Annotated in this window: 20 protein-coding genes and 3 pseudogenes; 8 read left to right on the top strand and 15 right to left on the bottom strand. The window is 58.7% G+C overall.

Annotation, left to right across the window (positions count from 1 at the left end):
* Positions 1 to 79 precede the first annotated feature (79 nt).
* Positions 80 to 1081, bottom strand: a complete 1002-nt coding sequence (gene repB, locus FHT28_RS21295) for a plasmid partitioning protein RepB (protein WP_168597267.1) — start codon at positions 1079 to 1081, stop codon at positions 80 to 82.
* Positions 1078 to 2292: a plasmid partitioning protein RepA gene (gene repA / locus FHT28_RS21290; RefSeq protein ID WP_037200148.1), complete on the bottom strand. Its 1215-nt coding sequence runs from the start codon at positions 2290 to 2292 to the stop codon at positions 1078 to 1080. Before repA ends, repB begins: the two co-directional genes overlap by 4 nt.
* Before the next feature lie 242 nt (positions 2293 to 2534).
* Here repA and FHT28_RS21285 point away from each other — a divergent pair, with 242 nt between their 5' ends.
* A complete protein-coding gene (locus tag FHT28_RS21285) occupies positions 2535 to 2693 on the top strand; it encodes a TniB family NTP-binding protein (protein ID WP_081938852.1) in 159 nt (52 codons plus the stop codon).
* Between the two features lie 1161 nt (positions 2694 to 3854).
* Positions 3855 to 4342: pseudogene (locus FHT28_RS36315) on the top strand (cation transporter); the annotation flags it as partial.
* 109 nt (positions 4343 to 4451) lie between these two features.
* Here the strand turns inward: FHT28_RS36315 and FHT28_RS21280 are convergent.
* The gene (locus tag FHT28_RS21280; RefSeq protein WP_168597266.1) at positions 4452 to 5369 is read right to left on the bottom strand and encodes a recombinase family protein; all 918 of its coding nucleotides are present in this window, start codon (positions 5367 to 5369) and stop codon (positions 4452 to 4454) included.
* Positions 5370 to 6159: 790 nt separating this feature from the next.
* On the opposite strand from FHT28_RS21280, the gene FHT28_RS21275 reads away from it, so the two are divergent.
* Positions 6160 to 6627 carry a hypothetical protein gene (locus FHT28_RS21275; protein ID WP_037200146.1) on the top strand — a complete coding sequence of 156 codons (468 nt, stop codon included), beginning with the start codon at positions 6160 to 6162 and terminating at the stop codon, positions 6625 to 6627.
* 1192 nt (positions 6628 to 7819) lie between these two features.
* Here the strand turns inward: FHT28_RS21275 and FHT28_RS36310 are convergent.
* Positions 7820 to 7954: pseudogene (locus FHT28_RS36310) on the bottom strand (IS110 family transposase); the annotation flags it as partial.
* Between FHT28_RS36310 and FHT28_RS21270 the strand changes: the two are divergent.
* The 3 genes from FHT28_RS21270 to FHT28_RS21260 all read left to right on the top strand — a co-directional run bounded on the left by FHT28_RS21270 (position 7890) and on the right by FHT28_RS21260 (position 10965).
* Complete coding sequence (locus FHT28_RS21270) at positions 7890 to 8156, top strand: LuxR C-terminal-related transcriptional regulator (RefSeq protein ID WP_037200144.1); 267 nt, start codon at positions 7890 to 7892, stop codon at positions 8154 to 8156. The pseudogene FHT28_RS36310 and the gene FHT28_RS21270 overlap by 65 nt on opposite strands.
* Positions 8157 to 8557: 401 nt before the next feature.
* Positions 8558 to 10489, top strand: a complete 1932-nt coding sequence (locus FHT28_RS21265) for a methyl-accepting chemotaxis protein (RefSeq protein WP_168597264.1) — start codon at positions 8558 to 8560, stop codon at positions 10487 to 10489.
* Complete coding sequence (locus FHT28_RS21260; protein ID WP_168597263.1) at positions 10489 to 10965, top strand: chemotaxis protein CheW; 477 nt, start codon at positions 10489 to 10491, stop codon at positions 10963 to 10965. The genes FHT28_RS21265 and FHT28_RS21260 overlap by 1 nt, the downstream gene beginning before the upstream one ends.
* 546 nt (positions 10966 to 11511) lie before the next feature.
* On the opposite strand, the gene FHT28_RS21255 is transcribed toward FHT28_RS21260, so the two are convergent.
* From FHT28_RS21255 to FHT28_RS21210, 11 genes and pseudogenes are all read right to left on the bottom strand, one after another.
* Positions 11512 to 12006: a GNAT family N-acetyltransferase gene (locus tag FHT28_RS21255; RefSeq protein ID WP_113102803.1), complete on the bottom strand. Its 495-nt coding sequence runs from the start codon at positions 12004 to 12006 to the stop codon at positions 11512 to 11514.
* A gap of 207 nt (positions 12007 to 12213) precedes the next feature.
* Complete coding sequence (locus tag FHT28_RS21250; RefSeq protein WP_168597262.1) at positions 12214 to 13332, bottom strand: serine hydrolase domain-containing protein; 1119 nt, start codon at positions 13330 to 13332, stop codon at positions 12214 to 12216.
* A 123-nt stretch (positions 13333 to 13455) separates the two neighbouring features.
* Positions 13456 to 13846, bottom strand: a pseudogene (locus FHT28_RS36305) (tyrosine-type recombinase/integrase); the annotation flags it as partial.
* A 213-nt stretch (positions 13847 to 14059) separates the two neighbouring features.
* The gene (locus FHT28_RS21245) at positions 14060 to 15022 is read right to left on the bottom strand and encodes an epoxide hydrolase family protein (RefSeq protein WP_234903943.1); all 963 of its coding nucleotides are present in this window, start codon (positions 15020 to 15022) and stop codon (positions 14060 to 14062) included.
* A 19-nt stretch (positions 15023 to 15041) separates the two neighbouring features.
* Positions 15042 to 15353, bottom strand: a complete 312-nt coding sequence (locus FHT28_RS21240) for an alpha/beta hydrolase (RefSeq protein WP_051964149.1) — start codon at positions 15351 to 15353, stop codon at positions 15042 to 15044.
* A 189-nt stretch (positions 15354 to 15542) separates the two neighbouring features.
* Positions 15543 to 16544, bottom strand: a complete 1002-nt coding sequence (locus FHT28_RS21235; RefSeq protein WP_168597261.1) for a zinc-binding dehydrogenase — start codon at positions 16542 to 16544, stop codon at positions 15543 to 15545.
* Between the two features lie 59 nt (positions 16545 to 16603).
* The gene (locus tag FHT28_RS21230; RefSeq protein ID WP_047641417.1) at positions 16604 to 17359 is read right to left on the bottom strand and encodes an SDR family oxidoreductase; all 756 of its coding nucleotides are present in this window, start codon (positions 17357 to 17359) and stop codon (positions 16604 to 16606) included.
* A 167-nt stretch (positions 17360 to 17526) separates the two neighbouring features.
* On the bottom strand, positions 17527 to 18468 hold the full coding sequence (locus FHT28_RS21225; protein ID WP_047641416.1) for a LysR family transcriptional regulator: 942 nt from the start codon (positions 18466 to 18468) through the stop codon (positions 17527 to 17529).
* A gap of 215 nt (positions 18469 to 18683) precedes the next feature.
* Positions 18684 to 18905: a winged helix-turn-helix transcriptional regulator gene (locus tag FHT28_RS21220; RefSeq protein ID WP_168600991.1), complete on the bottom strand. Its 222-nt coding sequence runs from the start codon at positions 18903 to 18905 to the stop codon at positions 18684 to 18686.
* A gap of 87 nt (positions 18906 to 18992) precedes the next feature.
* The gene (locus FHT28_RS21215) at positions 18993 to 20411 is read right to left on the bottom strand and encodes an ATP-binding protein (protein WP_168597260.1); all 1419 of its coding nucleotides are present in this window, start codon (positions 20409 to 20411) and stop codon (positions 18993 to 18995) included.
* Between the two features lies 1 nt (position 20412).
* The gene (locus tag FHT28_RS21210) at positions 20413 to 21078 is read right to left on the bottom strand and encodes a response regulator (protein ID WP_168597259.1); all 666 of its coding nucleotides are present in this window, start codon (positions 21076 to 21078) and stop codon (positions 20413 to 20415) included.
* A 266-nt stretch (positions 21079 to 21344) separates the two neighbouring features.
* Between FHT28_RS21210 and FHT28_RS21205 the strand changes: the two genes are divergently transcribed.
* Together FHT28_RS21205 and FHT28_RS21200 are read left to right on the top strand one after the other, a co-directional pair.
* Entirely contained in the window at positions 21345 to 22643 is a 1299-nt protein-coding gene (locus tag FHT28_RS21205) for an MFS transporter (protein ID WP_047563027.1), read from the top strand.
* Positions 22644 to 22735: 92 nt separating this feature from the next.
* Positions 22736 to 23515, top strand: coding sequence for a substrate-binding domain-containing protein (locus FHT28_RS21200; protein ID WP_052224476.1), 780 nt, complete (start codon positions 22736 to 22738; stop codon positions 23513 to 23515).
* Positions 23516 to 23526: the final 11 nt, after the last annotated feature.

Below are 23526 nucleotides of genomic sequence, written 5' to 3'. Positions count from 1 at the left end.
TCCACGACGGGAACGTTTTGGTGGCCTTTTTCTTTGCGCTATTGCTCCTTTTGAACCAGATAGACTGCTTTACCAGACCTCATTTTACGCGGCCCAATTGATGATCGTACTCCCGTACGAGCTCAGGCATCCGCTCCGCCAACCAGCGAGCGAACGCATCTTGCTTTTTCGGGATAGTGACTGTGGTACCTGTGGACGAACTTTTCATCCGCCCGAACAGCCGTTCGCCGAGCGTAAAGTTGATCACATTGGACGACTCGTCCGGCTCTGTAGGAATGATGCCACTGGCCCTGTCCATTGCCATGCCGATACGGGCCGCTCCGTCTTTCGACAGAAAATCGGTGGTGTCCAGGATCTGGCGAACAGCGGCGACCTTGCTATCGTCCTTCAGAAGCTCGGCGAAAGCAGTCCACTTCGGACGACCGACGGATTTGGCGCGACCGATGGCAAAGATGATGTCAGCCGGAATGACGGAGGTGACACGAAACAGGTGTGACACGGCCGCTTCGGACAGAGCCAATACCGGACAAATGGCACGATGAGACAAGCCGGCTTCCTTTAACTGAACCGCCCACATTGCTTGCTCTATCCAGGTCAGGTTTTCGCGCACACCATTTTCAACAGCCTGTTCTTCGATGAGCTGCCGATCCGTGAGATTGCGGACATGCGCCTTTATTTTGACGGTCTCCGGTCGTTCGGAGTCCGCCATCAAGGATTTTATGGCTGCCAGACGGCGGTGGCCATAAGCGAGCTGGTAGTAATCAGGTTTGCTTGGATGCGGCCGAACGAGGACGGGTATTTTCTGTCCTTCGGCCGCGATCGAAACCTTCAAGGCCTCAAGTTCGGCTTCGGCCTCGTGATCGTTGTTGAATCGGTCCTGGTAGGGTGAGCGATCGATTCTAGACGGATCGATCGACAGGATGCTGTCCTCACCAAGGTGCGCAAGGGATTTTCCGACGTTGGCGATAACAGGCGATGAATGCCGTCGTGAAGGGACAGGCTTTTCAGTGGCGTCAGCCTCAACCGTCTCGGTGCGATTGACGGCCTCCTCGGCCATTCGTTGAAGGATGCTCTTCTTCATGGGCTGCGTCCCCAAATTTTGTGAGCGAGTGCCAGGATTTCGAAATTCACCCGATCGGCGCTTTCGAGCGCGCGCTTGAGGGCTTCCCTGCCGACCTCACCTGTTTCCAATTCATAAAGGGTTTTTTTGGCGACGGCGGCCCCGGCGATTGCCGTGGATTCGAGGGCTTCGGCCACAAGGACGTCATCACCAAACAGTCGCCGCATCACGCCGCCCATGTATTTTTGTGGGCCGTCGTTCGGGTTCACGCGCGTGAGCAGGAAACGAAAGAAGTCATGCTCGAATTTAGCTCCGAACTGTGCGAGCACTTCGGAAAGATCCGAGATCATGATCAGGAATTGATTGCACGAGGCAACATCGAGCATGGCTGGATGCACAGTGATTATGAGGGACGTTGCGGCATACAGGGCAGCAAGCGTGGAGTAGCCCAGTGAAGGTGGTGTATCCAGAATGACGAAATCGTACTGATCATCGACGCTCGCTATCGCGGTATTGATCCGCTCAAAGAAAAGACCAAGCTCGTCGCGCGTTTTCGATGTCAGATAGGTTGGTGTATCAAACTCGAAGTCCATCAGTTCGAGATTGCCGGGAACGAGATCGACGCCTGGGAAATAAGTCGGTTGGATTATGTCCCGGAATGGACGTCGCTCGTTGTCGTATCGTATCGCAGCATAGGTGGTCTCGTTATCGTTGAGATCGAATTCCGGTTGGATGCCGAACAGTGCGGTCATCGAAGCCTGGGGATCAAGATCAACACAAAGGACCCTATAACCTTGCAAACCGAGAAAATGTGCAAGATGGATGGATGTTGTGGTCTTTGAACTTCCACCCTTGAAGTTCGCGGTCGCAAGGATCTGGAGCTTTTCGCCCTTTCGGCGATGAGGCACGAGGTGTCCGGCATCGTCGGGTCGCAGCGAAGCGAGAAACGAGCGTAGTTCTCGAACTTGTTCGATCGTGTAGGTACGGCGGTTGTTCTCCGCTCTATCAGGAAGCGGCCCTTTTCCTTCGATAGTGAGTTGGCGTAGGGTGCTCTCGGGCACGCCGAGGAGGCGAACCAGATCGACGGTCGAGAAAGTCTTTGAAAATGTCTTTCGCGCTTCAGGCGGATAGACCGCCTCGCGCATGTCGCGGAGCTCCGCAGAAAGCTTCGACGTGTATACGCCGATTTTCGATGCGGTATCTGTGACGCTTTTGGATACCATCTGATGCATCCGGTCCTCTTGACGGTTTTATTCATTTTGCGGGGGCATTTCCGTCATGATTGGCAGAGGTCGTCCGATTCGACAAGCCATTTTTAGTTAATGAAAAATAAACGCTCCGCTGGTTTCAACTTACTCAGCTCTGTGGCAGTCGCCTTGAGTCGCTGCAAAGACTTTACAGTTGTAAAGTTGCGCCGTCCCCTCCCCTCGCAGTAGCCGGGGACTTTACAGCTGTAAAGTTTGAGTTGGCCCCGATGCGCAGGATGGGCGTGCGAATGCTTGCTATCGACGATATCCACCCAATGCTGACTGGCGCGTTTCGCCAGCTGCGGATTTTCCTCAATGTGATCCGCTTCCTTGCCGCCGACCTGAAGGTGCCGTTGATCTGTGTGGGCATCGATCGTGCCCGGTGAGCGCTTCTAACGGACCCGCAGCTCGCCGGACATTTGATCCGTTACACCTGGAGCACTGGTGGAATGATCAGCGCCTGACGTAGCTTCATTCCAGCCTAGCGTCCATTTCTCCCCCATGCCGGCATCGGCAGCAACATCTCCGGCGGTTCGTCTGCGGGTTCTCGAGCTTGCGGATGGCATGACTGGGCGCATATTCCGGTTGATGGACACCGTTGTTAACGACGCCGTCCGCAACGGTAGTGGATGTATCGCCGCGGACGGCTTCAGCCGCCAGGACCTTGTGTTGCCGCTTGTGGCTATGGTTCGACGGTCGGAGCATTTGCTACAGTGGCGATCGGTGCGGCGATGCAAATCCGCCTCTTGGCGATCGCGCGGAGGTCCTACGCTGACGAGCTAACCTTGTCCAGGCAGGCAAGAGTGGCTTGTCGCTCTGGATGCGCGTCGGGCGAAATCGAGCATTGGTTAGGGCATGAGGATTGGCCGCCTGCGTTCGGAAGTTTCGAGTTGCGGGATTTTCGCCCGGATCCTCTGGTCCTCAGATCGCGCGAGCGGCCAGATTAAGAATCGCCGAAATTGAGCAAATGATTCTGAGCTAATCGCTGATGTCGATAGACCGGTATATTGCAGATCGCCGTGAGCAGGGGGTGCCCTGATTGCCTTGATGAGCACGTGTCAGCTGGCCGGGATCACTATCTTCGTCGCGAATGGGCTCATGTCGAAACGGTGGTTTGGCGGAAACATCGGCGAATGCTGCAGGACTTCTGCGAATGTTGCTTTGCGCGGACCCAATTTCGATTCCAATGTGTCGAGGAAATGGCGTGACTCATTTGCGGTCAATGTGCGAATGCGGTCTCGAGCGGAAAGGAAAGCCAAGAGGATCCGGCTCGGTTGGATTTTCTACTCGCGCTGACGGCAACTGTCGGGGCCGCCATCACGGAGAGAGCGGATGCCGTGGCGCGGAACGTCACAAAGGATGCGGTCCAAGTCTTGTGGGCGCCGTCGCAGGCGAATGAGAAGCCGTTCATTGCGTGGGTTGACCTAAAGCTTCCCTTCGGACGCCACCCCGTTTTCACCGTCCAGGAACCCTCTCGCCGACCTGTCGTCGGCGTGGCGCACGGTCCATTGATAGCTCCAGCGCAACTGCTCGATCTAGTTCAAGCAACACGGTTCGCAGATAGTTTGGAGTTCCTTGAGGATGCGTCGGTCAACACGTTGATTGTGATCGGACCGGGTTGGAGCGCTCGAAATCGCGCAAGGCTCGGTATGCTGCTGGCCACACATTTGATGGTGCGAGGGCTTGCAACACTGTGGACCGCCTGGACCAAGCTTCAATCTCTGTTGCCGCCTGATCCGCTATCCCCGACCACGCCGGGCGCCGGCGCGCTGATAATCAACCTTTCTGTGCTTTCCTGTCAGCGCTGTGCCGAAGCTATAGCGGCAGTCTCACCAAGGCAGCCTGCCTGTCTGCTCGAAGCGATGCGATCGCCAATATCGCAATCATCGTAGCAGGGCTGATAACCGCGTTCCTGCGGTCGTCGGCCTGGCCTGATCTCATCGTTGGGATTGGCATTGCCGCAATGAACGCTGATGCTCCACGTGAGGTGTTCAAAGCCGCCACGGGAGAGCACCGCTCCGGAGTTGAAGCATAGATTGATGAGCCCGCGGCGCTATCCGTCGTGTTGCCGCCCTCATTGGAAGCGAAAAATTGAGGCTAGCGTCCGGCTTCTGACAGATCTTATTCCGATCTCCGCTAGGGGCTCAATCGCGGATCAATCCGAAGCGGCGAGCTTCGTCGAGCAACGCCCTGACGGAAGACGGCTGCCACTTCCGACCGCCACGTGCTGGCGGTTGGTGCATCCGGTCCAATTGGGCAGCGATATCGCGCAGCGACAGATCAGGATCGGCGATGGCGATCCCGGCGACCAACCGCATCAGATGATCCTCGGGCCGGCGGCGAGGGGAGCGCTTGATCAAGTCCGACTCGACGAGTTTCTCGCGCACCATCCGCTGGACCGCCCGGCGCAATCGCTCAGCTGTCCAGTCGTGGCCTTTCCGATTGAGGATCCGAACGATGTCGTCCCAATTATGCTGCGGGCGTAGCTGGCGCACGGTCGGCAGCCATGTCTCGGCCGACGCAATCAACTCGTCCAGATAGGCGCGGCCGCGAGCGGCTGAGACCGCACGCACTGCCTCCGGCCGACGTTCGCGAAGCCCGGGATTGCCAGCCAGCCTGCCACGCGCCTTGGCGGCTTTCATGCCGGACTTGGTCCGCTCCGCGATGAGGGCACGCTCGAGCCGGGCGATGGCGCCGAGCACCTCGAGGGAAAACATCCCCTGCGGCGTCGACGTGTCGATCGGATCGCGCAGAGAGCGGAAATGCACGCCGCGCTTCTCGAGATCTTCGATCACTTGAAGCAGATGGCTGACCGATCGTGCCAAGCGATCGAGACGAACGACGATCAGCACGTCGCCGGCGCCAAGTTCTTTCAGCAGTTTGGCGAGCACCGGCCTTGCGCGTGAGGCTCCCGATCCGTGCTCTTGATGAATGCGGTGGCAACCGGCGGCGCGCAACTCGTCGACCTGAGCGTCCTTGAGCTGGTCCTCTGTCGAAACGCGGGCATATCCGATCAGCCTTTGGGTCGGGGGAGGGGGCTCGGCCTTCGCTGCTTTCGCCATCGATTTATCGGTCCATCTTGATCGACGTTTGTACAGATAGGGAATGCATGAGAAAAGGTACCTTTGCAAGCGTATTTTATGACCATAATGGAAGGCCACACAGCGCGTTTTCTGGTGTGGGGCAGGCGCTGATACGTCGCGACCGCAGAATATGCGTCAGTGAGCCTCTATGGAGGAAATCGCGCGAAGCCATCTACTTCGAAAGTGGTTAGTGGCGGCCTATCGCTACAATGGGTTGTCGGCTTCTTGCCGGATGGGCCATTATCGACTTCGTGAGATCTGGGCCTCGGAGCAAACCAAGTATGGTGTTGAATTGCCGACAAGCCGACCGCGCTTGCGGGCGATGCATAGGGAGTCAGGACACGCCTTCGAAAGGTCGTTGCATGGTCGCTGGCTTGTAAGGGTACGTGGAGCAGAATGGGTGGCACTCTCGGTTTATGTCGGATTGTGCTGAGGATTTAGTTGTGTTGTGCGATCAATTTGGCGATGCAGCTGCAATCCATAGAGGCTCCTGCTCGCCGTTACCCAGAGAAGCGTTCGACCGTCAAGAACAGCAAATCAGCCCAGAAATGAACCGCGAAAATATCCGGTACTTTCTGTTTAAGTATTGGAGTGAAACAATTTTGCCGGGGTTATGAGTGGAAACGACAATCCGGGCGACAACCGCTGAGGGCTTTGGCGAGGCTTCCGTTTCGCTGAACGTAGATTCTCCGTCCAGTCCAAACCGGGGTCGCGGTTTTTTTGTAACCAAGCGCTTAATCGCTTTCCCCGCGCTCATGAAGGAAATGCAGTGAACAGACTTCACCTGACAACTATGACCCTCGCCACCATGCTTCTGACCACTGCGTCCGTCGATGCTGCCGATTTCTCCGTCACGCCGCTGAAAGAGGGCGACACCTTCACCGGTTGCCTCGCTCAGAACCCCGCCACAGGCGTCGGTCTTCTCGCGGTTGGCGACAAGGTCGTCCTGTTTGCCAATTCTTCGAAGTTCACTTTCGCCAAGGGCGATCAGGTGACCGGCTCCTGGTCGATCGATGGTGGCACGGCCACAAATTTCTCGTCGACTGCTGACACGGCAGCAACGGCAACGATCGACGTCCCGAACACGACCGAGGCCGTCATGGCACTGACCAGCGGCAAGTCGCTGAGCCTGACGGCCAACAGCACTACTGCCGATTTCAGCCTTGCGGGCGGCGAGAAGGCCTTCATGGGCTTGTCCGAATGCATGACCACCCAGGCGGCGCCGGCCGCTAACTAAGGCGCACCCATTTGCGAATGACATGGCGGGTACCATGGTGCCCGCCACATTTATGGTCAGCCCAAGCTGTTGAATTGCGTGCAAGATTCACCCAGTTTGCCATCTCGCTATGATTCAGCGACTGCTATGAAAATCGATGTTTTTCATTGCCTTGTCTGAAGCTTGGCCTGCTCAGGATCAAGCAGAAAACCGGGTTAATTCATGTCTCGAGTCAACACCCAAGCTTCGCAGTGCCTCCAGCGAAAGCGTATCGGCATGCTCAGGGGAGGCGAGCCGTTTCCTTGCCATCCCGGGACTGAATCATGATTTGCCCCGGTCAAGGAATACCCAGGCCCGCAACCAACTCGCAGAGCGAGCGCTTGTGCACAGGTCTTCAAGAAGACGGCTGCAGATGAGCGCGACCCTGAGCAGGCGAAATAGGCTCCCCAGGGATCGATGACCGTCTAGGTCGATCCTTGACACGAGCCGGCACAAACGTCCTTTGCATTCGATGGTGATCGCTATGCGCACCAAGGCGAGTACTGTTTGTGATGTCCGGCGACCGTGGCTTTCACGGCCCGTTATTTTGTCCTATTTACCTTATAAGGTAGCTCTCGTGCTGTTTTGGAGCAGGTTTTTACTGGTTGATATAAAAGAGAAAAATCTCTATACGGAAGTGTATTGGATACTTCTTTCTGCAGGCCATGCGCGACAATGGACTTGCTCTGCTTGGGTATCATCCGTCTCGCTGGACGCCCGTTTCGAAGCGTGGATCATCTTAAACCCTGCGAAGCACTTGTCAGCGGAATTCGTCGCGGGAACGCCACAGGGGCGGCTGTTCCCCAGGGGATACTGACACGCGCCGTAATCTAAGCCCCGCATTGAGAGAGAGAAAGGTGCCGGCAATCTTGGCGCGGAGCGATCGCTCCGGCGAGGGCGGGAAATGTATTGAGAGCTTTTGCAATGGAAAAGGGATTACGGACGAAATCAAGCAACTTTGCTGCAAACAGACAGATGATTTCGGCCTTAATGTCATGGCTGCCGGCCTTGAGTTTAGCGAGCAGCCTCAGTTCTGCGTGGAAACCAACAGCCTAGACATTGGCCGAAGCCGTGCCGAGCCAGACATCAGGTTTGAGAAGCAACGGTAGTGACCGTATTCCATCTACTGCCATTTTGCTGCAATTGTCAGGCGTGTAAACTTCTTCCTATTACTTCAGGCCATGGCTTCGCAAACTGCCCCACATATCCCATAGTCCTCGTTCCGGGAGATGAGCGCCCAGACGATGCGGGCATTCTTGTTTGCAAGAGCGACGGCTGCGCCACCGGGATGGCGTCGCAGACGAACTCGGCTAAACTCAAGCTTTCCCAAACGTGAGATCGCCTGCCTGTCGCCGGCAAGCCTTGGCCTGACGAGCGAAAAGATCGCGAAGGCAACCGGCTACCGCGTCAATACCGTCAATAGCTACCTGATTTCGGCAGCCAAGAAGTTGAAGGCGGGCAACCGGACCAAGGCGATTGCCGACGCCATCAGACGCCGGCTCGTCGCCTGATCGGCATTCAAGGCAATATTTCGACGAAATACAAAAGATCTAGCGAAGTAACTTTTGCACCTTTGTTTATTACTCTGCGTTAGCGAAAAATAAACCAATACACCCGAATAATCGGGTTACAGAGTCATTTGCCATGAGGGTATTTGTTCCTCTGTCCTGTCCAGACGTTTCCAGTGTGAAGCATTCCGAGCCGCGCTCCTTGCGAGCGGAGGTCGAACGAACTTGCCCGATGGCCGATCACCAGCGGATAGAACATTCCGGCACGCGAACCTGACTAACTGAAACCTGACCGCGCGCTCCCCTTGGGATCCCCGGGATCAACCCGCTCCCATTCGCTGTACCTTGGGGCGAAAGGCAAACTGCTTCGCTTTCGCCACCGTTCGATCATCAAAGGTTCGACAATGTCCGCATTCACCAATCTGAAGATACTCACCAAGATTTCCTTAGCCTTTGCAGTCGTCATCCTCCTGAGTATCATCGTTTGCATCATCAATCTGAGCGGTCTTGCCCGCCAGAATCAGGCGGTGGCGATTACGGAACACACCTACCTGGTTCTTTCCAACCTCGATAAGATCGTGGCGTCGATGGTCGACCAGGAGACCGGGTTGCGCGGTTACCTTATCGCCGGCGACGAAGCGTTTCTGGCTCCGCAGAAGGCGGGACAGGCGACTTACAGGCAGGCTCTCGGCGACGTCAAAAATCTGACGGCGGACAATCCTGTCCAGCAGAAACGTCTGGCCGATCTCGACGGTTACGTCTCCGACTGGACCGACAAGGTGCTCGAAAAGGAAAAAACGCTGATGCAGGCCTCCGCCACCCGGGAGCAGGCCCGGGCGATGGAGAGCGCCGGTGCCGGCAAGCAGTTCATGGACGCCATTCGCGCCAAGGTTCGCGAGATGCAGGACGAAGAGCGTGGGCTGCTCGGCAAGCGGAACGCGGAATCGAAACAAGCAGCCGACCAGACCGCATTCAGCAACTATTTGACCAGCGGGTTGACCGTGACACTCTCGGTGGCGGCTCTGTGGCTCGTCTTTCTTCTGGTCGTCAAGCCTATCCGCAACATCAACGAAGCCATGCGCAAGCTTGCGGGCGGTGATAATTCCAGCGCCATCCCTTATATCGAGCGCAAGGATGAAGTCGGAGAGATGGCGGCAGCCGTCCAGGTGTTCCGCGAGAATGCCATTGAGCGAATCCGGCTTGAGCAGGAAACGGAAGCCAATCGCTCGATGAGCGAGAAGGAACGCATCGAGCGTGAAAAGCAGAGGGCGAAGGAAGCTGCCGACATCCAGTTCGCGGTCGACAGTCTCGCAGCCGGCCTCTCGAAGCTGTCGGATGGCGATGTCTCCTACCGCATCGCCCAGCCGTTCACCCAGTCGCTGGATGGCGTTCGCGGCGACTTCAATCAGTCAGCCGAAAAACTGCAGGAAGCCTTGAAGCGGGTTTCCGAGAACGCCCGCGGCATCGATGGTGGCGCGAACGAGATCCGTTCGGCTGCTGACGATCTCGCCAAGCGCACCGAACAGCAGGCGGCCGCCGTCGAGGAAACGGCCGCAGCATTGGAAGAGATCACCACGACCGTCAAGAACGCCACCCAGCGGGCCCAGGACGCCGGTCAACTCGTAGCCCGCGCCAAAGCTGGCGCGGAACAATCCGGCGAGATCGTGCGCCGGGCAGTGATTGCAATGGAGGAGATCGAGAAGTCGTCAGGCGAGATCTCCAACATCATCGGTGTTATCGACGAAATCGCCTTCCAGACGAACCTGCTTGCACTGAATGCCGGCGTCGAGGCGGCGCGGGCGGGCGAAGCCGGCAAGGGCTTTGCTGTCGTTGCCCAGGAGGTACGCGAGCTCGCCCAGCGTTCGGCGACCGCCGCCAAGGAGATCAAGGCGCTGATCACTACCTCCAACGACCAGGTGCATCAGGGCGTGCAACTCGTCGGCGATACCGGAAAGGCTCTTCAGACGATCGTCTCCGAAGTGCAGGAGATCAACCGTCATGTGCTGTCGATTGTGGAATCGGCCCACGAACAGTCCTCCGGGCTCCAGCAGATCAATACCGCCGTCAATCAGATGGACCAGGACACGCAGAAGAACGCCGCGATGGTGGAAGAATCGACGGCCGCAAGCCATAGCCTCGCCAGGGAAGTTCAGTCGTTGAACCAGCTCCTTTCTCAGTTCAAATTGGGCAGCGGTTCGGCAGGTAGCATCCGCCCTGCGTCCGGACGCGAGGTCCCTGCCGCTTCTCCGGCCAGAGCGCTCGGTCGGAAGATTGCGTCGGCCTTCTCCGGCAACGCAGCCATCGACGCCGGCAAGGACGGCTGGGAGGATTTCTGATGAACCAGATGCTCAGCCACGATGCCGATACGCTGGAGATCATCGCCTTCATGCTGCATGAACAGCAGTTTTGCGTGCGCACCACCTCCATTCGCGAAATCCGCGGATGGGCGCCAGTCACCCCTCTACCGCATACGCCGGCAGAGGTTATGGGGGTGATGAACCTTCGAGGCACAGTGATCCCGATCGTCGATCTCGCGGTCAAGCTCGGGATGGCGTCAGCGGAAACCAGCGAGCGTAGCGCGATCGTCGTCACTGTCGTCAAGGACAAGACCATCGGTCTTATGGTCGATCGTGTCTCGGACATACTGACAATCCGGGGTGACGTGCTTCAACAAGTCCCTGCGGCGGCCGGCATATCTGCCAACGGATATGCCGAGGGGATCTTCGCCCGCGACAAGGACATGATATGCTTCCTCAATCTCGACGTCATATTCGCTACCGGCGAACCCGATGAATGGGAACAGGCTGCCTGATTTGACATCGGACGCATCGGTGCATGCGATGCGTCCGATAATGCTGAAATTCGCAAAAGCCGCCGGGAGCTTCCATTGCGAAGACGTATTCATCTCTATCAGTTGAAGCTCAGCATGTTTGTCGAGGAGTTGCTCCGGCCGCAGCGGCGATGAACCTGTAGGCAAAAATCGCCTGGACATGACACACAAAAGAGGCCCGCTTCATGGTCGCGCCTTTTTGTCGTTAAGTTTACGATGCGACGGCAGGTTGTTCTGTTGCATTGCGCATGATCCTTGTTGCGGGGTGTCAGGCGTGACGCCGACGCGGACGACGCGTGAGAGAAGGCAGGAAAGCCCCTGCCATGGCGGCTGCGACGTGGAAGGCGAAGCGTGACATCCGTCGCCATGCCGGCGGCCGCAGTTGCGGTATCGCCGACCACGCTGGCAAACAGTGCACTCATCAGTAATGAGCCGGTGATCAGGCCGACCTGACACATTGCCTTAGCCCAGCTTGCGTGGCCTGAATTGCTGCTCCGATTGAGAAACCGTGCGACATTCGCCACGAGCCTATCGCGCGACTGGCATCAGGGCTTTTTGAAAACGATGGGTAGGGACCAAAAATCCACCGCCGGAGCCCTCAGGGACCCAAAGAGCATCGTCAAACGACGCAGACAGGTTCCATCCTTCCCGCTTATAGAACTTTTCGGCCCGACTATTGCCGGCCGTGCAAAACAACTCGGCCTCTTGCACGCCTTTTTCAAACAAGAGCTCTTCGGCAAAGGATAGCAAGGCATGGGCTACGCCGGTTCCGCGAGCGCTTTTGCCGACATAGAGTTTGACGACCTCGGCATCTTTAACGGAGACAAATCCAACTAGCTGGGCATCGATCGCGACGTAGAACGTGTCGCGCGCCTCCTTCAGCCAGATTGCAAAGTGACTTTCGGTCCGGAATGCCAGAACCTCAGGGGGAACGAGATCGGCATGAGCATCATGCCATCCTCGATGCCAGAGGTGTAAGATTTTTGCATGGTCTGCGGTTTCCGCTGGACGGATCTCGAGCATACTTCTTCTCCCGAAGTGTCGCGAAATTGGTCGTGAACAGACGTCTCTAATCAAGAACCGAGAGCAACAGCGTGCGTTTGTTGGCTAGTCCATCGCGACCGCCGAATGCGCGGCGACAAACTGGATGAGATGAGATTCGTATTGCCTCAACAGCCATGGGCAGCAGCGTCCTCGCAAATGCCGCGACACTGTTTCGTCCAACAGGCGTCAGGCGTTGTAGATCGCCCGAGCGATATCACGTGGATAGGTTCCCAAACAACCTTCTACCGCCGTGTTGGACATGATCACAGTGGAAATGCCTTTCACGGGATCTATAAACCAGCTGTGTCCATAAACTCCGCCCCACGTTATCGATCCTTTCGACATCGGAACCTCTGCCAAAACTGGATCCTGGATCACTCCACCCAAAAAGGAGAATCCTTGTCCTGGTTCGCCTGGGCGTGGGATGTTGCCGATCTGGTTGAGAAGCGCGGCCTTCGCCGTCTCGGCCTTCAAGATGGGTGCGCCACCGCGACGAACAGCTTCGAGAAAGGCAATTAAATCCGGCGCGGTTCCCACCATGCCCGCACCGCCGGACTGGAAAGCCTTGGGATTGAACAGCCGGATCGGTGCAAAAGTCAGCAGATTGCCGGCATCATCGGGAACCAGATGATGATCTCCCATTCTGACGGCCGCCGGACTGGCGTCAGCATAGGGTGTGGCAAGCCGTTCGGGATCGCTGAGCGAGAAGCCGGTGTCCTTCATTCCCAGCGGCTCGGCCACATGATGATGCACCGCCTCTCCCAAACTGCACTCCTCGATCTGGGCGATTACTGCCCCAAGGACATCGATGGCGATCGAGTAAGACCAAAGCGTACCTGGCACGGCCAGGAGCGGAAAGGTCGCTAGTCGGCTGAAGTTTTCCTCGAAATCGAGATCTGTGTCGGCAAGGCCGGCATTGAACATCCGCTCGGATGGTGTGGTTTCCGGATCTGCGCCATAGCTCAGACCTGCCGTATGCGTCAGAAGGTGGTGTATGGTGATTTCGGCGATCTCCCCGTCCGGCCGTTTCGGCCGGAAGTAGGGGAGATAATCTCGCACAAGGTCGCCAAGCGACAGCCTGCCCTTGTCGATGAGAGCTAGAGCGGTTGCTGCCACGAGCGGTTTGGTCACGGAAGCGAGGCGGAATATGGTCCGCGTTTCAGTGGGCTTTCCGATTTCGCGATCAGCATAACCAGCAGCGCGGCTATAGATGGTCTCTCCGTCTTTGACGACGATCACGACAGTGCCGACGATCTTGCCGGCCACTATCGCCCTTTCGATAACCGCGTCGATCCGCGTCTTCATCGCAACCATCCTCCGGTACTTCCGAATAAGCAGGCGCACAACGACATATTCTGCTTTGTACCGCAAGGCGGCGCAGCGCCGATAGTGTCGTGTAGAACTGCAAGTAATCCTCGATGCCGCGGCTCAAATGCTCAATCGAGCTGCCCGACCCTGCTTGCGTTCGGTATTGTTGTAGTAACTCGCCGCCTGCGGCACCGATTTGTGCAGCGACTGCTGCATAGCCTCCTGCAGGGGGGACGGCACGATTGGCTGCTTCGGTCAGATAGCCCGATCGGAGCCCGTGCGCCGAAAACTCTTCTGGATCGAGACCCGCCTGCTTGCACCGGGTCTTCAGGATCAGATTGACCGATTGCGGCGTCAACGCCCGCCGGCCGACATTGCTCCATTGGTCGATCGGACGGAACACAGGCGCAATGTCGATCCTGGACTCCTCGATCCATCGTTTTAGGGCCTCGACCGGCCGGCCAATCAGAACAACATGAGCTCGGTCTTCGCCCGCCCTTGTCGACTTCGTTCCAGTAGACGAGGTTTGGCCAATGGGCTTCGGCCCATGCCTTCGGCGCCCGGTAGATTTCCTTCGGGAAGATCGTCGCGGCCATCGGCAGCTCGATACGACCAGCGTCGAATCCCCCGCCGTTGCGCGCGTTTTCCCAGTAGTTCCGAGCGGAAGAGGCCGCAGTGTCCGTAAACCAGTATAGGGAGATGTCGTCGAGCATCTCGTCGACGGTCAAAGCGTCTTCTGGTTCACCGCGGTTATCGGTCCAGGCCTGAAACTTCTCGTAGATCCATGTTGCCTGGCCGACCGGGGAGTCGGCAAGCGCGTAGCCGATTGTCTGTGGACGCGTTGCCTGTTCCTTGAAATAGCCGAACTGGTCGTTGGCAAACTTGGCGGCCGCATACATCGCTGCCTTTTCCTCGGGGTCGGATTGTCCGGGAATTTTTCCGGGAAGACGAGCGGCCAGTTGACGTGAGCTGCGACAAGCCCTGCAGGCCGGATGTGGCCGAGGGCATGGGTCACGCCGGAACCCCACTCCCCACCTTGTGCGACCCACTTGCTGTAGCCAAGACGGGTCATCAGCTCGACCCAAGCTTTCGCCGTGCGTACGACGTTCCATCCCTCTGCCTGGGGCTTGTCCGAAAGCCCGAAGCCGGGCTGAGAGGGAATGACGACGTGCAACGCGTCCTCAACTGTGCCGCCGTGCGCGGTCGGGTTGGTGAGTGGCCCGATAACCTTGAGGAACTCCACCACCGACCCTGGCCATCCATGGGTCAGGATGATCGGCAGGGCGTTCTCATGCTTCGATTTCACATGGATGAAGTGAATGCCGAGCCCGTCGATCTCAGTGCGGAATTGTGGATAGGCGTTGATGCGCTTCTCGAAGTTCCGCCAGTCGTATTTGCTCTCCCAATAAGCGATAAGCGCCTTCGCCTTTTGAAGAGGTACGCCCTGGGACCAGTCAGACGCCGTTTCCTTCTCGGGCCAGCGGGTGTTCTTCAGCCTTTGCTTGAGGTCGTCGATCGCCGACTGCCGCACGGACACACTGAACGGCTTGATGTCTTTCGAAGCCGGCGGAATGTTTAGGCCGGATGTCTGAGCCGCCGCTTGCGAAACGAAGGCGGTCGCGGCAGGCAGGGCGAGAGCAAGCTGTAGCATGCGCCGACGCGAAGAGTCAGTCGATTGAAGTGTCATGGCTTTTTCCTGGAGAATCTTAGTTGAGGAAGTCGATGATGTGTTTCAGGGTTTCTTCCGGCTGCTCTTCGGCAATGAAGTGGCCGCTGTCAGCGATCTTGAAGACCTGCAGATTGGTCGTCTTTCGCTCAAGGGTCGTCTTCAGCCAGACGTAACCGGGGCCGCCGAGCGCCAGAACCGGCATCTCGAGTTTGGCGTAGTCGCCATCATCGATGATGTCTTGTGGAAAGGCCTGATACCAGGCGTTGCCGGCGCGGATTGCATCGCGGCTCGCGTAAGCCGCCGCATAGACGGCGCGGTCGCGGGCGTCGATCCTGCTTTCATCCTTCATCAGGTAGCGGAAGAACCACTTTTGCTCGATCTCTCATGTTCTGGTTTTATGATGGTTGGGTTGTCGACGATCCCTTGAAATATCGGATCAAGATTAGACCTGCGCGTAGCGAGCGCCGATGTCTGGATTTGCTCCGCCTGGATGTTCTTGTTCCAGATTTCGGCTCTCGTGCCGCAACGGGGCAGCTTGCTAGTAGGAGGAAAGCAGGACCGTCCCAGTCTTGCCAGGCATTTCGACGAGCGCCGCCGCCTTGCCGACGTCTGCCAGATCGAATGTCTTCTCGACCGGGAAAAGCTCCGGTTTGCCCGCGGCCAGTTCTATCGCCAGCTTGAGATCGGCTTTGCGGATTTTGACTGGTAGGCTTGCCCACCGCCCAACGGTCACGCCCGATATCCGGATGTCGCGCGTCGAAAAGTAAAGTGCGGAGACCGAGATCGGCTGCCCGGACAGATCGCCATAGGATACAAGGCTGCCACCTTGAGCGAGCAGCCCGGCGGCCGCACTGGCAGTCTCGCCGCCAACAGGGTCGAGCACGACCCCGATCGGATGACCGTCCGCCGCAGATATGACATTCTCCTGCCAGCCGGGCTTGTCGGTCGAGACAACAGGCAGATCCGGGAACACCACGTTGAGTTCGTTCACGCCGGCTTCCCGCCGGACGACGCCGACCACGTCGAAGCCACGATCGAGAAGCAGTCCGATCAGGAGTCTGGCGACCGCGGATCCGGCGGCGGTGAGAACGAGTACGTCGCGGCCCGGCTTCGCGCCGGATGTTTCGACGGCGCGCAGAAGGAGCGCCGCCGTCAGCGGATTGACGTGAAGCTGCGCTGCGGCTTCATCAGATACGTCATCGGGGATTTCGGTGACGTATTCGGCCGAGACGATGGCCTTCTCGCTCCACGCGCCCTTGCCGGGAAAAAAGGCGACGCGGGTGCCCGGCTTCAGGTCGACGCCATCACCTGCTTCCTCGACGATGCCATAGCCCTCGAAGCCGACACGCACACCCTCTTTCGGAACCACCGCTCCCGGCTGGTAGCGTCCCGATATACCGAGAAGGTCGCCGTGGTGGACCGGCCGAAGCAACACCCGGATCAGCACTTCGTTGTGCTCGGGATGCTTGGGATCTTCGACTTCGACAGCCTGAAGAACGTCCTCAGGCTTCCCATGCTTGAAATAGACTGCGGCACGCATCGCGGGCTCTCCTTGAGAATGAGAATGGGAGCGGCTGTTGGCCGCTCCCGCTGCGGGAGTTAGACTTGGGCCTGGCCGCCGTCGGCGAAGAGCTCGGCGCCGTTGACGAAGCTCGCATCGTCGGAAGCCAGGAACAGGGTCGCCTTGGCGATCTCCTCGGATTCGCCGACGCGGCCGAGCGGGATGCGCGAGGCGAGATAGTCGAGCAGGCCCTGCTGCTGTTCCTTGTCGTCACCGGCAAGCTCGACGAGGCCGGGGGTGCGTGTTGCGCCGGGCGAGACGACGTTGACGCGGATGCCGGTGCCCTTCAGGTCAAGCGCCCAGGAGCGGGCCAGGTTGCGGACGGCGGCCTTGGAAGCGGAGTAGACAGAGAAGGCAGCCGTACCTTCAGTGCCGGCGGTCGAGCCGGTCAGCACGACCGACGAGCCCTTGCTGAGCAGCGGTAGCGCTTTCTGAACCGTAAAGATGACGGCCTTCACGTTGCGGCCGAAGGTGTCGTCGATCTGCTCCTCGGTGATCTGACCGAGCGGCAGCATGGTGCCGCCGCCGGCGTTGACGACGAGGGCGTCAAGGCGTCCCTGTTCCGCCTTCACCTGGGCGAACAGCTTGTCGAGATCATCGTTGCTGGAGGAATCGGCCTGGACGCCGACCGCGCCACGGCCGATCTCGGCCACTGCCTTGTCGAGCGCATCCTTGCGGCGGCCGGTGATGTAGACGCGTGCGCCTTCGGCGGCAAAGAGCTTGGCGGTCGAGAGGCCGATGCCGCTGGTTGCCCCGGTGACGACGGCGATCTTGTTTTCAAGCCTGTTGGTCATTTTATTCTCCTGATGCTGGGCGCGCAGAAGGGTTCAGCCCGAATGCGCGGCCTGTTGAAAATCTAAAACTGTTCGGGAGGTGGCGTTGGCCGTTGGCCTCGTCGCCGTCCGATGAAGAGAAATTAGTTCGTCAGATCGTCGGTGAGAAGCCGCTCAGGGTAGAGACATTATCCATGTGGATGGATGGTCTGCATCGTCACATTGCGTCGCGCGTCGACGGCTTCGAATACCTTTGCCGCCCATTCCGTGAAGGCGCGCAGCCGCGGGTTTGGAAATCGATCAGCGGGATAGACGAGGTGCAGGGGATGATTGTCCGGCTTCCAGTCGGGCAGCAGTTCGACCAGCGCCCCACTCTCGAAATGAGGCCGTGCCAGGAAACCGAAACTTTGGCCGATCCCCAGTCCTGCGAGCAGCGCGTTCAGGTGCGCGGTGCTCTCGTTGACAGAAATGCCGCTGGAGGTTGGGAGATACTCGCTTCGCTCTTCGCCGCGCTGAAAGCGCAATGGAAACCGCTTTCCCGATGACGCTGAGAAATAACTGACGATCCGATGCTTCTCGATATCACCAGGCCGCTCCGGCAACTCCATGCCATCCAGATAGGCGGGCGACGCGCAAATCACGTAGTCCAGTTCGCACAGCTTCCGCGCCTTCATCGACGAGTCACCGAGGGCTCCGCCGCGAACGACGCAATCGATCCCCTCGCTGATGAGGTCGGCGGGGCGATCGCCGACGCCGAGCATAAGGTCGATATAAGGGTACTGGTGCTGAAAATCGGAGAGCGCAGGTATGAGGATTTGATTTGCAAGCACCGAGCCAATGTCGACGCGCAGCTTTCCCTTAGGCGCGCTACGCGAACCAGCGACAGTGCCGTCCATGTCATCGAGATCGGCGAGGAGCTTGAGCGCGCGCTCGTGATAGGCGACGCCCTCGGTGGTCATCGTGACTGATCGCGTCGTGCGCTCTACGAGCTTTGTTCCTAGATGCGCCTCGAGATCCTGCACGAGCTTGCTGGCGGAGGACCGGGGCAGGTTCAACGTGTCAGCCGCCCTGGCGAAGGAGCCGGCTTCGGCGACGCGGACAAATGTTCGAATAGCAAGTAGCTGATCCACGGGAGACCTGACAGATAGGTGAAGGTATTCTTCATCTACACTTGGTCGGCGACGAGCACTATGCAAGTTCTCGAAAAAGGTGGATAAATTTGCGCCGTTCGATGGGATGTGGAACGCAAGTAACTGATAACGTTAGATCTTTTCTAACGGAGTGAAGGTTCACAATCCATCAACTGCATGGGTTGGGGTAGTATGCTCTGAGGGCTAACGCGGTCCTAGAAACTATCGTTTCGGAATGCCTTAATCGGACATAGTGCAGGCATCATCGCTGAGGGACCCTGGAGGGCGAGAAGAAGCGGAAAGTTTATGCACAGCCCCATGCCGATTATCGCAAGCGAGGGCAGCTCCTGTTCTAACCCCTCTTCCAGGAACTGGACTCGGCGCAAGCATGGCGAAGGAGACAGCCCAACTTCTTTCGCCACGTCGATGTTGGAAATGCGTCCGTCCCGGAATCAAGCTAATAGCATCTGATATCTGTCTGCAGGGCCGACGCGCGCCGGTCCTCACAGCACTGGCTCGCGTTCCTAGTCCAGCGACTTCGATTGAAAGAGGCGCAGGCTGAGCCGGGCGCTCAAGCCGTGGCCCGAAGCGGTCTCGCCGAGAGTGATCAAGCCGCCATGGAGATCGGCAATACGGCGCGCGATCGCAAGACCGAGCCCCGAACCCGGCTTCGCGTCGCCACGGGCGATCTGGTAGAAGCGTTGAAAGACACGACTACGCTCCTCCTCGGGAATACCCGGCCCTTCATCCTCAACCGCGATTGTCCCGGTCGTCGCGTCCAGCATCACGCGCACCGTTACGCAACCGCCTTCGGCACTGTGTGCAATCGCGTTATCGACAAGGTTGGCGATGATTTCCCTGAGAAGCAGCGGATTGCCCGTGACGTTGATGGGGTCGTCCGGCGCATCGAGCACGATGTCGACATTGCGGTTCAGAGCCTTGGGGACGTGCTCGGCCAGGACGTCGGCGGCAAGGCGGGCGAGATCGACGCGCTGATCGAGATCGACCGCGCCGCTCTTCGCATCGACTCGCGCCAGCACGATCAACTGCTGAAGCGTGCGTTGCAGGCGCGTCACACCGTTCTGCGCTTCGCCGAGCGTTGCCAGAAGATTGTCCTGGCCCACCGCCTGCCGCTCCAGAAGCTCAAGATGCAGCTTGATACCGCCCAGCGGCGAGCGCAACTGATGAGAGGCATCGGCGGTAAAATCGCGCACGCCGGCGATCGTTTCATCCAGCCGCTCCATCAACGTGTTGATCGCCGAGACGAGATCGACGGCCTCTTCCGGCACCCGTGCGGTATCGATGCGGGCAAAGGGGATGGCGCCCGGTGGCGCCCGTCCCAGAAGCTCCTGACTGATCTCGGTGAGCGGCAGAAGCCCGCGCAGGATGGCCAGATAGGAGAGAATGGCGGCAGCACTCAGGAGAACGGCTTCAAAAAACACGAGGACGACGAGCATCCGCGCTTCCATATTGAGCCGGCTATTAAGCGTCTCCGCCATCCTGAAGGTGAGCGGACGCGCAAAGCCCTCGATGGTGCGGCTCGTCATCGCGATCCGCACCTGGTTGTCACTTAGATCGGCCGGCACATGCGTGATCCGGCCGAGGGGCGCGGGGCGCGTGTCCAGCGCACAGAGCTCTCGGTCGCCTCGCTGAAAGCCGGCATCGTCGGATATGCAAAAGGCAAATGTGTCATCTGTCTCGCCGCCCAGGATCTCGATGGCGCCCTGCGCCACCGTGTTGTCGAGATGCGCCGGCCCCCGTGCCGTTGCCCGATCGATGATAGAGACGAGCGCCGCATCGAGCAGGCGATCCTGGGTCAGGCTCACGACGCTATGGATGAGAAATGCGCCGCCGATGCCGAAGACGATCGCCAACACAGCGACCGGCAACACCATATTTTGCAAAAGGCGCCGACGGATGGACGGCGCGGCGCTCGCGTCCATTTCACTCGACCTCGAGGATATAGCCGACCCCACGGATTGTGCGAATATTGGGGCCATGTGGCTCAAGCTTCTTTCGCAGGCGGCCGAGATGCAATTCCACGGCATTGGGCGTGAGCGCATCGTCGAAATTCGAAATCGCCGAAGCGAGCCGCTCCTTTTGCACAACCTGACCTGCTCGGCTGAGAAGAAGCACCAGGACTGAATATTCTCTTGGGCGCAGAAAAAGCGTGCGTCCGGCCAGCGTTACCGTGCTTGAGTTACGATCAATCGATAGAGAGCCTACGGTCAACATCGGGCTGGGTTGGTTCTGGCCGCGCCGGACGAGCGAGCGCACGCGGGCCTCGAATTCCTCGAGCGCGAAGGGCTTGGTCAGATAGTCGTCGGCTCCCACATCGAGCCCGGCGACCCTGTCGGGAATGGCATCGCGCGCGGTCAGGATCATCACCGGCGTTGTCGAACCGGCCTGCCGCAACGCTTTCAGAACCGTGAGCCCATCCATTTCGGGCAAGCCGAGGTCGAGCACGACGAGCGCATAGTCTTCCTCAAGGGCTGCAGAGAGACCGTCGCGGCCATTGTCGACACGATCAACCGCATAGCCGGCGGCCACAAGGGCCGCCACGATCCCGCGCGCCAACGACGGGTCATCCTCCACAATGAGGACCCGCATGCCTTCCTCCCTGGTCACGATTTGCTTCGGCCTAGATCAAGCACGGAGGATGGGTCCGCGACAAGACAATTTCGTGCCGCTCCGGCGGCGTGACAGGATGGTGACAGGAAATCCGATGTAAGCGGTTGGAAATGAGTTTGGTAAAGCGGCATGTCGCGGCCTGCCGTCGATAAGCGGCGTGGGCTAACACGACTGACGCGCGACCGTTCGCATGGAGACCGGAGGACCCCAAGCTGGGTAGGTCTCATGCATAGGGAGAGACAACCATGACAGTAAGTACACGCTCATCCCGCGTTGGCACCGTATTGCGCGTAACAAGCGGCAATTTCCTTGAAATGTTCGACTTTTTCCTCGTCGGCATCTATGCCAGCAACATTTCCAAGACCTTCTTCCCGTCGAACAATGAAGTTGCATCGCTGATGCTGACCTTCATGACCTTCGGCGCGGGCTTTCTGATGCGACCGCTCGGAGCGATCTTTCTCGGGGCCTATGTCGACAAGATCGGCCGCCGCCAGGGCCTCATCGTCACGCTCAGCATCATGGCGCTCGGCACTGTGCTCATTGCCTTCGTGCCCGGCGTCCAGACGATCGGTCTCTTCGCACCGCTTCTCGTTCTAATCGGCCGCCTGTTGCAAGGCTTTTCCGCGGGTGTGGAACTCGGCGGCGTCTCAGTCTATCTGGCGGAGATGTCGACGCCCGGCAAAAAAGGCTTCTATGTCTCATGGCAGTCGGGCAGCCAGCAGGTTGCCATCATGGTCGCGGCCGTCCTCGGCTATGCGCTGAACTCCCTGATGCCACCGAGCATGATGTCGGAATGGGGCTGGCGCATACCCTTCTTCATCGGCTGCGGCATCGTACCGTTCCTGTTCTATATCCGGCGCTCACTCGAAGAAACGCAGGAATTCGCCGCCCGTCAACATCGCCCGACAATGACGCAGCTCTACCAGACGCTGGCCACCAACTGGGGCATCGTTCTGCTCGGCATGCTGATGGTCGTCATGACGACGGTCTCGTTCTATGCCATCACCGTTTATACGCCGACCTTCGGTAAGAGCGTCCTGAAGCTTTCGGAGACCGACAGTCTTCTCGTGACGTTCTGCGTTGCCCTGTCGAACTTCTTCTGGCTGCCGGTCATGGGCGCTGTTTCTGACCGCATCGGCCGTAAGCCCGTACTCGTGGTCTTTTCGGCGCTCTCGCTCGTGACAGCCTACCCGGCCATCGCCTGGCTCGTCGCCGCACCGAGCTTCGAGCGCATGCTGATCGCCGAACTCTGGCTCAGCTTCCTCTATGCCAGCTATAATGGCGCTATGGTGGTTGCCCTGACGGAGATCGTGCCGCCGATCGTGCGGACAGCGGGCTTCTCGCTTGCCTATTCACTGGCGACGGCGATCTTCGGCGGCTTTACGCCAGCCATCGCCACCTGGCTCATCCAGGAGACCGGCGACAAGGCAGCTCCAGGCTACTGGCTCGCCTTTGCAGGCGGTTGCGGTCTGGTGGCGACGCTTCTGGTCTACCGCAAGGTGACGGACGGCGCGCGGGCCAGCGCCATCACCGCCAAGGCATGACAGACGACGCGGGACGGCGCCATTTTCTGTCCCGCTCTCTTCACTCAGTCTCTTTCATTGAAATTCAATCCCAACAAAGAGGAGTTTTTGGGATGAAACGCATCGCAGCGGCCTTCGCCGCCTTCTTTTTGGTTGTCGCCCCCAGTGCATTTGCCGATACGATCAACGTCGTTTCCTCGGGTGGTTTCGCTGCCGCCTACAAGGAACTCATTCCGGAATTCGAGAAACGGACCGGCAACAAGGTCGTCTCCCAATGGGGCCCGTCGATGGGCACGACCAAGAATGCTGTGCCGCAGCGCTTGGCCCGCAATGAAGATATCGACGTCCTGATCATGGTTGGCGAGGCGCTCGACAACCTGATTGCAGACAAAAAGGTCATTGCCGATACGCGCATGCCGCTGGCCCAGTCCGGCATTGGCATTGTCGTCAAGGAAGGCGCGCCGGCTCCTGACGTCAGCACGCCCGAAGCGCTGAAGACAGCGCTTCTCGGTGCCAAATCCGTCGCCTATTCGGACAGTGCCTCCGGCGTCTATATCGAAAAGGAAATGTTCGACAAGCTGGGCATCAAGGCCGAAATGGCCGGCAAGGCCAAGATGATCCCGGCTGTGCCGGTCGGTTCGGTCGTGGCGTCGGGCGAATATGAGATTGGCTTTCAGCAGGTGTCCGAGCTGAAGCCGATCACGGGCATCAAGCTCATCGGTCAGGTGCCCGGCGACCTGCAGAAGATCACCGTCTTCTCGGCGGGCGTGGTTGAAGGATCCCATCACGTAGCAGCCGCCCGCGCGTTGATCGACTTCCTCGCCGATCCCGCCAACGCCGCCGTCATCCGCGGCAGCGGTATGGAGCCGCTCGGCAAGGCTGCGGCCAAGTAATCCGGGCGGCA

The sequence above is a fragment of the Rhizobium sp. SG570 genome (assembly GCF_012275345.1).
Lineage (GTDB): Bacteria > Pseudomonadota > Alphaproteobacteria > Rhizobiales > Rhizobiaceae > Rhizobium > Rhizobium lusitanum.
This window is presented reverse-complemented; position numbering and strand designations above follow the sequence as displayed.